The organism is Paraburkholderia sp. (genome assembly GCF_049581445.1).
GTDB lineage: Bacteria > Pseudomonadota > Gammaproteobacteria > Burkholderiales > Burkholderiaceae > Paraburkholderia.
Genome location: NZ_JBAURZ010000115.1, coordinates 1 through 10,191, shown reverse-complemented (window position 1 = coordinate 10,191; position 10,191 = coordinate 1). Strand labels below are relative to the sequence as shown.

Below are 10,191 nucleotides of genomic sequence, written 5' to 3'. Positions count from 1 at the left end.
ATGATGGTGTTGTTGAACGACGCGTGAACGTGAACCACGCCCTCGGCGACGTTCTTCTTGACCTTCTTGCGAACGCGTTGCGCCGCGGAGTTGTTCGAAGCCTTAGCCATTACGTTTTCCTGTAACTGTCAGTTCCGCTTACTTCTTCAGCGATTGCGCTGCACGACGCGGACCTTTGCGCGTACGGGCATTCGTACGCGTACGTTGGCCACGCAGGGGCAAGCCCTTACGGTGACGCACGCCACGATAGCAGCCGAGATCCATCAGACGCTTAATGTTCATCGTCGTTTCACGGCGAAGATCGCCTTCAACGATGAACTTGCCGACTTCTTCACGCAGCTTTTCGAGGTCTGCGTCGTTCAGGTCCTTGACCTTCTTCGAAAATGCCACACCAGCAGCGACGCAAATGTCGCGCGAGCGCGTGCGGCCAACACCGTAAATGGCCGTCAGGCCAATCTCGGTGTGCTGGTGATTCGGGATGTTAACCCCTGCGATACGAGCCATTGTTTTTCCTCAAACAAAAAGCGCAAGCAAAAGCGCGGCGTTCAGCCTTGACGCTGTTTGTGGCGCGGATCAGAACTGCAAATCACGCGCACAACGCCTTTGCGCTTGATGATCTTGCAATTGCGGCAAATGCGCTTAACCGATGCCATCACTTTCATGATATTACCCTTTTTTCAAATCACTTCGCCCGGAACACGATCCGCGCACGCGACAGATCGTAAGGCGTCAATTCAACCGTCACCTTGTCGCCCGGCAGGATTCGGATGTAATGCATCCGCATCTTGCCGGATATGTGTCCCAATACGACATGGCCGTTTTCCAGCTTCACCCTGAAGGTAGCATTAGGCAGGTTTTCGATGACTTCACCCTGCATCTGGATAACATCGTCTTTGGCCATAAGTCCTTTCAACGCATCGGGACGCCGCCGCCTTTGAAATTGGCTTTCTTCAGCAGCGATTCATACTGTTGCGACATAACGTACGACTGCACCTGCGCCATGAAGTCCATTGTGACGACGACAATGATCAGCAGCGACGTTCCACCAAAATAAAACGGCACGTTCCAGCGCAGCACCAGAAATTCGGGCAGCAGGCAAACAAACACGATGTAGATCGCACCGGCCAGCGTCAGACGCGTGAGGATGCGGTCAATATATCGAGCCGTCTGATCGCCCGGGCGGATACCCGGGACGAAAGCGCCGCTCTTCTTCAGGTTGTCGGCCGTCTCTCTGCTGTTGAACACCAGAGCGGTGTAGAAGAAGCAGAAGAAGACGATCGCCAACGCGTACAACAACACATACACCGGTTGACCAGGCTTAAGCGCCTCAGCCACGTTGTGCAGCGTGTCTGCGAACCAGCTGTTACGCGACCCCGAACTAAACCAGTTCAGGATAGTTGCCGGGAAGAGAATGATCGACGATGCGAAGATCGGCGGAATCACACCCGACATGTTCAGCTTCAGCGGCAGATGTGACGACTGCCCGCCGTAAATCTTGTTACCGACCTGCCGCTTCGCATAGTTCACAAGGATCTTGCGCTGGCCGCGTTCGATGAACACCACCACATACGTCACAGCGGCAATCAGTGCGACCACGATAATCGCCGAGAAGGGACCCATCGAGCCGGTTCGCACCAGTTCGAAAAGACCGCCGATTGCGTTCGGGAAACCCGCCGCAATCCCGCCGAAAATGATGATCGAGATACCGTTACCAAGCCCGCGTTCTGTGATCTGCTCACCCAGCCACATCAGGAACATCGTGCCGGTCACCAGCGTTACGACTGTTGTCAGCCGGAACACCATACCCGGATCAATCACAAGAGCCGGTTGGTTCTCAAGCGCAACGGCGATGCCGAATGCCTGAAACGTCGCCAGCAGGACCGTAAAAATACGCGTGTATTGCGTAATCTTTCGTTGACCTGCCTGCCCTTCTTTCTTCAGCGCTTCCATCTGCGGCGAGACGATCGCCAGCAACTGCATGATGATCGATGCCGAAATGTACGGCATGATCCCAAGCGCGAAAATCGTGAACCTCGAAAGTGCACCACCCGAGAACATGTTGAACATGCCCAGGATGCCGCCCGACTGGCTCTGGAACAGCTTCGCCAGTTGGTCCGGATCGATACCCGGAACCGGAATGTGCGCGCCGACACGGTAGACGACCAACGCCAGCAGCAGGAACACTGCCCGCCGACGCAGATCGCCAAACTTCGCCGCGCTGCGACCGGGTTTTGCGAGACTCGGACTGTTAGCCAAGTACCTTCTCCGATGCAAATGCTAGTGACGGCAACCGACTTGCTCGTTACTCGGCAAAGGACCCGCCAGCTGCTTCAATCGCAGCGCGCGCACCCTTCGTCGCACCCAGACCCTTCACTACGATCTTGCGCTTCAGCTCGCCCGTCGCGATGATCTTGGCGCTCTTGATCAGCTCGCCAACCAGGCCAGCTTGCTTCAGAGCCAGCAAATCGACTTCGTCGACCGGCAGCTTTTCCAGATCCGACAGACGCACTTCACCAACGAATTCCTTCGTCAGCGAGGTGAAGCCGCGCTTCGGCAGGCGACGTTGCAGCGGCATTTGACCGCCTTCGAAGCCAACCTTGTGGAAGCCGCCCGAACGCGACTTCTGACCCTTGTGACCACGGCCAGCCGTCTTGCCGAGACCCGAACCGATACCACGACCCACGCGGCGCTTTGCGTGCTTCGAGCCTTCGGCCGGCTTCAGGTTATTCAATTCCATTTTCAACTCCTTGAGTCCGGGTCAGCCGCTTAGCTGATGACCTTAACGAGGTACGAAACCTTGTTGATCATGCCGCGCACAGCCGGCGTGTCCTGCAACTCGCTAACCGAGTTGAGTCGACGCAGGCCCAAGCCACGCACCGTAGCACGGTGCGTTTCGCGGGTCCCGATCAGGCTCTTGACGAGCTGAACCTTGACAGTTTTATCAGACATGGTGTCCACCTTTAGCCCAGAATATCTTCGACGGACTTGCCACGCTTCGCCGCGATGTCGCCCGGCGTGGACTGCTTGCGCAGGCCGTCGAGCGTTGCACGAACGAGGTTGTACGGGTTCGTCGAACCGTGGCTTTTGGCCACCACATTCTGCACGCCCATCACGTCGAACACTGCGCGCATCGGGCCGCCAGCGATCACGCCGGTACCGTCCTTCGCCGGGGCGAGGAGGACCATCGATGCGCCATGCTTACCGTGCACTTCGTGTTGCAGGGTACCGTTCTTCAACGGCACCTTGAACATGTTGCGGCGGGCTTGTTCCATCGCCTTCTGAACAGCGACCGGCACTTCCTTCGCCTTGCCTTTGCCCATACCGACGCGGCCATCACCGTCGCCAACCACGGTCAGCGCGGCGAAACCGAGAATCCGGCCGCCCTTCACAACCTTGGTCACGCGGTTGACCGAAATCATCTTTTCGCGCAGGCCGTCGTCGCGTTCGTCAGCCTGAACTTTCGCTTGCATCTTTGCCATGACGAATTCTTCCCTTAGAACTTGAGTCCGGCTTCGCGCGCCGCATCAGCCAGCGCTTTCACGCGGCCGTGGTAACGGAAACCCGAACGGTCGAAGGCGACGGATTCGATGCCGGCAGCCTTAGCCTTTTCTGCAATGCGCTTGCCAATCAGCGTAGCAGCAGCAACGTTGCCACCTTTGCCGGTCTGATCAGCCAGTTGAGCACGCACTTCGGCTTCGAGCGTCGACGCGCTGGCGAGCACCTTGGTGCCGCACGGCGAGAACACTTGCGCATAGATGTGCGTGTTCGTGCGATGCACGGCCAGACGCGCGACCTGCAGCTCAGCGATCTTGATACGCGTCTGACGAGCGCGGCGCAGGCGAGATTGAGTCTTATCCATGATTGCGCACCCTTACTTCTTCTTCGTTTCTTTGAGGATCACAACCTCGTTGGCGTAACGCACACCCTTGCCCTTGTAGGGCTCCGGCGGGCGATAGCCGCGCACTTCTGCAGCGACCTGGCCAACTTGTTGTTTATTGATCCCCTTGATCACGATTTCGGTTTGCGTCGGAGTTTCAGCCTTGATACCTTCCGGCATCTGGTGCACCACGGGGTGCGAGAAACCCAGCGACAGGTTCAGCTTGTCGCCTTGCGCCTGTGCGCGGTAACCGACGCCAACCAGCGTCAGCTTGCGCTCGAAACCCTTCGTCACGCCGTTCACCATGTTCGCAACGAGTGCGCGCATCGTGCCCGACATCGCGTTCGCTTCGCGGCTTTCGTCAACCGGCTCGAACTTCAGCGTGCCGTTGTCGTTCACCACTTTCACGAGGCGGTTTGCAGCTTGCGTAATCGTGCCCAGCGGACCCTTGACGGTGATGCGTTCGTCGCTCAGGGCCACTTCTGCGCCTTGCAGCGCGATCGGGCTTTTACCTACTCGAGACATGTTTCTCTCCTTTCGGCCTTAAGCGACGTAGCAGATGACTTCGCCGCCAACGCCTGTAGCACGCGCCTTGCGGTCCGTCATCACGCCCTTCGGCGTCGACACGATTGCCACGCCCAGGCCATTCATGACCACGGGGATGTCGTTACGGCCGCGGTACACACGCAGACCAGGCTTCGAAACGCGTTCAATGCGCTCGATCACCGGACGGCCAGCGTAGTACTTCAACACGATATTCAATTCCGACTTCGCACCTTCGGACTTCACTGCGAAATCATCGATATAGCCTTCGTCCTTCAGGACCTGCGCGATCGCAACCTTCACTTTCGACGAGGGCATTTGCACCGAAACCTTCTCAACCATCTGCGCATTGCGGATGCGAGTCAGCATATCGGCGATAGGATCACTCATGCTCATTTACGTTTCTCCTATTACCAGCTCGCCTTGGTCAGGCCAGGGATCTCGCCGCGGAACGCGATTTCGCGAATCTTGTTACGCGCCAGCCCGAATTTACGGAACGTGCCGCGTGGGCGACCGGTAATTGCACAACGATTGCGCTTACGGGTCGGATTAGAGTTGCGCGGCAGTTGTTGCAGTTCGAGACGGGCTGCGTAATGCTCTTCGTCCGACTTGCTCATATCGCCAATGATCGCCTTCAACTCGTTACGCTTGGGAGCGTACTTAGCAGCGAGGCGAGCACGCTTCTTTTCACGTTCGATCAGTGCCAGTTTAGCCACGGTAACCTCAGTTTCTGAACGGGAACTTGAAGCTGGCGAGCAGGGCCTTTGCTTCGTCGTCAGTCTTCGCAGTTGTCGTGATGCTGATGTTCAGCCCACGCAGTGCGTCGATCTTGTCGTAGTCAATTTCGGGGAAAATGATCTGCTCTTTCACACCGATGTTGTAGTTGCCGCGACCATCGAACGCACGACCTGACACGCCACGGAAGTCGCGCACACGGGGCAGCGCAACCGTCACGAAACGGTCCAGAAATTCGTACATTGCCTGACCACGCAACGTGACCATTGCACCGATCGGATAGCCCTGACGGATCTTGAAGCCAGCGATTGCCTTGCGTGCCTTCGTGATCACCGGCTTCTGGCCTGCGATCTTCGTCAGGTCGCCAACGGCGTTTTCGATGATCTTCTTGTCAGCAACCGCTTCGCCAAGGCCCATGTTCAGGGTGATCTTGGTGATGCGCGGCACTTCCATCACAGACTTGTAACCGAACTTCTCGATGAGGCCGGGTACAACCTTTTCTTTGTAAAACTCTTGCAAACGAGCCATTTTTTTACTCCGCAGCGTCAGGCGCTCAGCTCAGCACCAGTCGTCTTAAGGAAACGGACCTTCTTGTCTCCCTCGACCTTGATGCCTACACGCGATGCCTTGCCATTCGCGTCGACCAATGCGACGTTCGAAATTTGCAGCGGCATCGTCTTGGCTTCCACGCCGCCCGTCGTACCCTTCATCGGGTTCGGCTTGACGTGCTTCTTGACGAGGTTGATGCCCTCGACCGTCACATGGTTTTCGCCAACGGACAGCACGATGCCGCGCTTGCCCTTGTCCTTGCCTGTGATGACGATAACTTCGTCACCTTTGCGAATCTTGTTCATCGCGACTCCTTACAGCACTTCAGGTGCGAGCGAAACGATCTTCATGAATCGTTCGCTACGCAACTCGCGCGTGACAGGCCCGAAAATACGGGTGCCAATAGGTTCGAGCTTGGCATTCAACAACACTGCGGCGTTGCCATCGAACTTGATCAGCGAGCCGTCCTGACGGCGCACGCCCTTGGCGGTGCGAACCACCACGGCGTTATAAATTTCGCCTTTCTTTACGCGCCCGCGCGGCGTTGCCTCTTTGACGGTCACCTTGATGATGTCGCCAATGCTGGCATAACGACGCTTCGAGCCGCCGAGCACCTTGATGCACATGACTTCACGCGCACCCGTGTTGTCGGCCACTTCAAGCCGAGTTTCGGTCTGGATCATGGTTTATCTTTCCCAACTTAATCCGGTCACACCACCATGGCGTACCCGGTCAGTCTTGGTCCCGTCAGCCAATCGGCTGCTTGGGTATGAACAGCAGCGACGGCAAACGAAACCCGCCATCGCAATCCGGTGAATCCTTCGGAACAGACTGGCGCCCGAACCGCTTCCCCCACCAACTTCGCCCGCGACGGGGCTCCCATAAAAGAGGGAAGACCGAGATTATAACAAATAATCCCGGTCTTGCAAGCGAAACTTACTGCGATTTCAATTACTTCTACAGCTTTGACAACTTTGCGGCGTCAGATGACGCGAGCAGCCTCGACCAGGCGAGCCACAACCCAAGCTTTCGTCTTCGAAATCGGACGTGTTTCCTGGATTTCAACAAGGTCTCCCTCGTTGTACGTGTTCGCATCGTCGTGCGCGTGGTACTTCTTCGAGCGCACAACGTACTTGCCGTAGATCGGGTGCTTCACGCGGTGCTCGACCAGCACGGTGACCGTCTTGTCCATCTTGTTGCTGACGACCTTGCCGACCAGCGTCCGCTTGAGCGAGGTTTTTACGCTATCGTTCATTTCTGGTTCGCCTTCTCAGTCAGGACGGTCCGCACACGTGCGATGTCGCGACGGACCTTCTTCAGCTGGCTCGTGTTCGTGAGCTGCTGGGTCGCGAGTTGCATGCGCAGGCCGAATTGCGCCTTCAACAGGTCCGACAGCTCCTTGTTGAGCGCGGCCTGATCTTTCTGGTGAAGTTCGGAAGCCTTCATCATTTGCTCCTTAGGCGCCGAGCTGACGAACGATAACGGTCGTCTTGAGCGGCAGCTTCGCTGCAGCCAGACGGAACGCTTCGCGTGCCAACTCTTCGGTTACGCCGTCCATTTCGTACAGCATCTTGCCCGGTTGAATCTCTGCGACGTAGTACTCAGGGTTACCTTTACCGTTACCCATACGTACTTCAGCCGGCTTGTGCGAGATCGGCTTGTCCGGGAAGATGCGGATCCAGATACGGCCACCACGCTTGATGTGACGGGTCATTGCACGACGCGCCGCTTCAATCTGGCGCGCGGTCAAACGACCACGACCGATAGCCTTGAGACCGTACTCACCGAACGACACCGCGTTGCCGCGGGTGGCGATACCGGTGTTACGACCCTTCTGCTCTTTGCGATACTTTCTGCGTTTCGGTTGCAGCATCGTTATTCTCCAGTCTTCCCGTCACCGCCAGCACGACGGGGGGCGCCACGGCGTGCACCTGCCGGACCACCACCTTCACCATCGCGGCGCGGACGGCGATCGCCGCCCGGACGTGCGTTGCGGCGCGGACGCTTTTCTTCGGCGACTTCTTCCACCACCGGTGCGTCGTTGCGGCCGAGCGTATCGCCCTTGTAGACCCACACCTTCACGCCGATGATGCCGTACGTCGTCTTCGCTTCCGAAGTTGCGTAGTCGATGTCAGCGCGCAGCGTGTGAAGGGGCACGCGACCTTCGCGATACCACTCCGTACGGGCGATTTCGATACCATTCAGACGGCCGGCGCTCATGATCTTGATGCCTTGAGCACCCAGACGCATCGCGTTTTGCATCGCACGCTTCATCGCGCGGCGGAACATAATCCGGCGCTCGAGCTGTTGCGTGATCGAATCGGCGATCAGTTGCGCATCGGTTTCCGGCTTGCGGATTTCTTCGATGTTGACGTGGACCGGAACGCCCATGCGGCGTTGCAGTTCCGACTTCAGCAGCTCGATATCCTCGCCCTTCTTACCGATGACCACACCCGGACGCGAGCTATAAATCGTGATGCGCGCGTTCTTCGCCGGACGCTCGATAACGACGCGACCAACCGAAGCGTTCTTCAGCTTCTTCTTCAGGTATTCACGTACACCGATGTCTTCCTGCAACATCGCCGCGAAATTGTTGTTGTTCGCGTACCAACGCGACGCCCAATTGCGGCTGACGGCCAAACGGAAGCCAGTCGGATGAATTTTCTGTCCCATCGTATGACCCCTTAGTTCCCGACCGTCACAGTGATGTGACAGGATTGCTTCTCGATGCGGTTACCACGGCCTTTAGCGCGCGCAGTAAAACGCTTGAGCGATGCACCCTTGTCGACGAAGATGCTCGTGATCTTGAGCTCGTCGATATCGGCGCCTTCGTTGTGCTCCGCATTCGCGATCGCCGACAGCACGACCTTTTTCACGATTCCCGCAGCCTTCTTCGGCGAGAACGTCAGAACGTTCAGCGCCTTGTCGACCGGCAAACCGCGGATCTGGTCAGCCACAAGGCGCGTTTTCTGCGCCGAGATGCGGGCACCGCGATGAATTGCTTTCACTTCCATCATGAGCCCCTTATTTCTTAGCCTTCTTGTCGGCTGCATGACCCTTAAACGTACGGGTCAAAGCAAACTCGCCAAGCTTGTGGCCGACCATGTTTTCCGAGATGTACACCGGAACGTGTTGACGGCCGTTATGCACAGCAATCGTCAGACCGATGAAATCCGGCAGAATCGTCGAACGACGCGACCAGGTTTTGATCGGCTTCTTATCCCGCGAAGCTGCAGCCGCCTCAACTTTCTTCAGCAAATGGGCGTCGCAGAACGGACCTTTTTTTACAGAACGTGCCATTGCCTACTCCTTAACGCTTGTGACGGCGCTGGACGATCATGCTCGTCGTGCGCTTGTTGCTGCGGGTACGATAACCCTTCGTCGGCGTGCCCCATGGGCTCACCGGGTCGCGACCTGCAGCCGTCTTGCCTTCACCACCGCCATGCGGGTGATCGACCGGGTTCATTGCAACGCCACGCACCGTCGGGCGGATACCGCGCCAGCGGTTCGCGCCAGCCTTACCGATTTGACGGAGGCTATGCTCTTCGTTGCCAACTTCACCAATCGTCGCGCGGCATTCAACGTGAACGCGGCGGATTTCACCCGAACGCAGGCGGACCTGTGCGTAGATGCCTTCGCGAGCCAGCAGCATCGCCGACGTACCAGCCGAACGCGCCATTTGCGCGCCCTTGCCCGGCAGCATTTCGATGCAGTGGATCGTCGTACCGACCGGAATATTGCGGATCGGCAGCGTGTTACCTGCGCGGATCGGCGCTTCCGAACCGGACATCAGTTGCTGACCGACGGTAACGCCCTTCGGTGCAATGATGTAACGGCGCTCGCCGTCTGCGTACAGAACCAGCGCGATGTTCGCGCTACGGTTCGGATCGTACTCGAGACGTTCGACCTTGGCCGGAATGCCATCCTTCGTGCGACGGAAGTCGACGACACGATAGTGTTGCTTGTGACCACCACCCTTATGACGGGTAGTGATGTGGCCGTTGTTATTACGGCCGGCAGTCGAGGATTGCGCATCGAGCAGCGGTGCGAACGGCTTGCCCTTGTACAGATCCTTGTTGACCACCTTGACCATCGCACGGCGACCCGGCGAAGTCGGCTTAACTTTAACGATTGCCATGATTACTTGGCCTCCGCTTCAAAGTTGATTTCCTGACCCGGCTTCAGGCAGACGTAGGCCTTCTTCACATCCTTGCGCTTGCCCATGAAGCGGCCAAAGCGCTTGGCTTTACCCTTCGAGACCAGCACGTTGACGGAATCGACTTCCACCTTGAACATCAGCTCGACAGCGGCCTTCACTTCCTGCTTCGTGGCATCCGGCGCGACTTCGAACACGACTTGCTCGTTCTTGTCGGCCACCAGCGTCGCCTTTTCGGAGATCACCGGCGCGAGCAGGACCTGCATCAAACGATGATCGTTCTTGCGAATCTCGCTCATGACAGCAACTCCTCGATCTGGGCGACCGCAGC

At 57.6% G+C, this 10,191-nt stretch carries 22 protein-coding genes and 1 pseudogene; all 23 read right to left on the bottom strand.

Translation table 11 applies throughout. The annotated features are described in order from the left end of the window. Positions 1 to 110, bottom strand: a pseudogene (locus WCA85_RS10585) (30S ribosomal protein S11); the annotation flags it as partial. Positions 111 to 138: 28 nt separating this feature from the next. Beyond that, entirely contained in the window at positions 139 to 504 is a 366-nt protein-coding gene (rpsM, locus tag WCA85_RS10580; RefSeq protein ID WP_012434566.1) for a 30S ribosomal protein S13, read from the bottom strand. 41 nt (positions 505 to 545) lie between these two features. Then, the gene (gene rpmJ, locus WCA85_RS10575) at positions 546 to 662 is read right to left on the bottom strand and encodes a 50S ribosomal protein L36 (RefSeq protein ID WP_004199844.1); all 117 of its coding nucleotides are present in this window, start codon (positions 660 to 662) and stop codon (positions 546 to 548) included. Positions 663 to 682: 20 nt separating this feature from the next. Then, the gene (infA, locus tag WCA85_RS10570; RefSeq protein WP_004521905.1) at positions 683 to 901 is read right to left on the bottom strand and encodes a translation initiation factor IF-1; all 219 of its coding nucleotides are present in this window, start codon (positions 899 to 901) and stop codon (positions 683 to 685) included. An 8-nt stretch (positions 902 to 909) separates the two neighbouring features. Continuing rightward, positions 910 to 2,256 carry a preprotein translocase subunit SecY gene (secY, locus tag WCA85_RS10565; RefSeq protein ID WP_424063594.1) on the bottom strand — a complete coding sequence of 449 codons (1,347 nt, stop codon included), beginning with the start codon at positions 2,254 to 2,256 and terminating at the stop codon, positions 910 to 912. Between the two features lie 46 nt (positions 2,257 to 2,302). Further along, positions 2,303 to 2,737 (bottom strand): 50S ribosomal protein L15, encoded by a 435-nt coding sequence (gene rplO, locus WCA85_RS10560; RefSeq protein WP_424063592.1) that lies wholly within the window; start codon positions 2,735 to 2,737, stop codon positions 2,303 to 2,305. A 29-nt stretch (positions 2,738 to 2,766) separates the two neighbouring features. Further along, entirely contained in the window at positions 2,767 to 2,949 is a 183-nt protein-coding gene (gene rpmD, locus WCA85_RS10555; protein ID WP_007180126.1) for a 50S ribosomal protein L30, read from the bottom strand. An 11-nt stretch (positions 2,950 to 2,960) separates the two neighbouring features. Beyond that, complete coding sequence (gene rpsE / locus WCA85_RS10550) at positions 2,961 to 3,479, bottom strand: 30S ribosomal protein S5 (protein WP_006052219.1); 519 nt, start codon at positions 3,477 to 3,479, stop codon at positions 2,961 to 2,963. 14 nt (positions 3,480 to 3,493) lie between these two features. Beyond that, on the bottom strand, positions 3,494 to 3,859 hold the full coding sequence (rplR, locus tag WCA85_RS10545; protein ID WP_006052218.1) for a 50S ribosomal protein L18: 366 nt from the start codon (positions 3,857 to 3,859) through the stop codon (positions 3,494 to 3,496). A gap of 12 nt (positions 3,860 to 3,871) precedes the next feature. Further along, positions 3,872 to 4,402: a 50S ribosomal protein L6 gene (gene rplF / locus WCA85_RS10540; RefSeq protein ID WP_424063589.1), complete on the bottom strand. Its 531-nt coding sequence runs from the start codon at positions 4,400 to 4,402 to the stop codon at positions 3,872 to 3,874. 18 nt (positions 4,403 to 4,420) lie between these two features. Further along, positions 4,421 to 4,816, bottom strand: a complete 396-nt coding sequence (rpsH, locus tag WCA85_RS10535) for a 30S ribosomal protein S8 (protein ID WP_074262699.1) — start codon at positions 4,814 to 4,816, stop codon at positions 4,421 to 4,423. A 14-nt stretch (positions 4,817 to 4,830) separates the two neighbouring features. Continuing rightward, complete coding sequence (gene rpsN / locus WCA85_RS10530) at positions 4,831 to 5,136, bottom strand: 30S ribosomal protein S14 (RefSeq protein ID WP_074262700.1); 306 nt, start codon at positions 5,134 to 5,136, stop codon at positions 4,831 to 4,833. 7 nt (positions 5,137 to 5,143) lie between these two features. Next, complete coding sequence (gene rplE / locus WCA85_RS10525; protein WP_006052214.1) at positions 5,144 to 5,683, bottom strand: 50S ribosomal protein L5; 540 nt, start codon at positions 5,681 to 5,683, stop codon at positions 5,144 to 5,146. A 17-nt stretch (positions 5,684 to 5,700) separates the two neighbouring features. Continuing rightward, positions 5,701 to 6,009: a 50S ribosomal protein L24 gene (rplX, locus tag WCA85_RS10520; protein ID WP_074262701.1), complete on the bottom strand. Its 309-nt coding sequence runs from the start codon at positions 6,007 to 6,009 to the stop codon at positions 5,701 to 5,703. Positions 6,010 to 6,018: 9 nt separating this feature from the next. Continuing rightward, positions 6,019 to 6,387, bottom strand: coding sequence for a 50S ribosomal protein L14 (rplN, locus tag WCA85_RS10515; protein ID WP_006052212.1), 369 nt, complete (start codon positions 6,385 to 6,387; stop codon positions 6,019 to 6,021). Between the two features lie 299 nt (positions 6,388 to 6,686). Then, entirely contained in the window at positions 6,687 to 6,959 is a 273-nt protein-coding gene (gene rpsQ, locus WCA85_RS10510; protein ID WP_007180129.1) for a 30S ribosomal protein S17, read from the bottom strand. After that, positions 6,956 to 7,150, bottom strand: coding sequence for a 50S ribosomal protein L29 (gene rpmC / locus WCA85_RS10505; RefSeq protein ID WP_007180130.1), 195 nt, complete (start codon positions 7,148 to 7,150; stop codon positions 6,956 to 6,958). Before rpmC ends, rpsQ begins: the two co-directional genes overlap by 4 nt. 10 nt (positions 7,151 to 7,160) lie before the next feature. After that, positions 7,161 to 7,577 (bottom strand): 50S ribosomal protein L16, encoded by a 417-nt coding sequence (gene rplP / locus WCA85_RS10500; RefSeq protein ID WP_074262702.1) that lies wholly within the window; start codon positions 7,575 to 7,577, stop codon positions 7,161 to 7,163. Between the two features lie 2 nt (positions 7,578 to 7,579). Continuing rightward, complete coding sequence (gene rpsC / locus WCA85_RS10495; protein ID WP_035554750.1) at positions 7,580 to 8,377, bottom strand: 30S ribosomal protein S3; 798 nt, start codon at positions 8,375 to 8,377, stop codon at positions 7,580 to 7,582. An 11-nt stretch (positions 8,378 to 8,388) separates the two neighbouring features. Continuing rightward, the gene (gene rplV / locus WCA85_RS10490; RefSeq protein ID WP_424063584.1) at positions 8,389 to 8,721 is read right to left on the bottom strand and encodes a 50S ribosomal protein L22; all 333 of its coding nucleotides are present in this window, start codon (positions 8,719 to 8,721) and stop codon (positions 8,389 to 8,391) included. A gap of 7 nt (positions 8,722 to 8,728) precedes the next feature. Further along, entirely contained in the window at positions 8,729 to 9,004 is a 276-nt protein-coding gene (gene rpsS, locus WCA85_RS10485; RefSeq protein WP_004199273.1) for a 30S ribosomal protein S19, read from the bottom strand. 10 nt (positions 9,005 to 9,014) lie between these two features. Beyond that, complete coding sequence (rplB, locus tag WCA85_RS10480; protein WP_424063505.1) at positions 9,015 to 9,842, bottom strand: 50S ribosomal protein L2; 828 nt, start codon at positions 9,840 to 9,842, stop codon at positions 9,015 to 9,017. Positions 9,843 to 9,844: 2 nt separating this feature from the next. Then, entirely contained in the window at positions 9,845 to 10,159 is a 315-nt protein-coding gene (rplW, locus tag WCA85_RS10475) for a 50S ribosomal protein L23 (RefSeq protein ID WP_074262705.1), read from the bottom strand. Between the last annotated feature and the right edge of the window lie 32 nt (positions 10,160 to 10,191).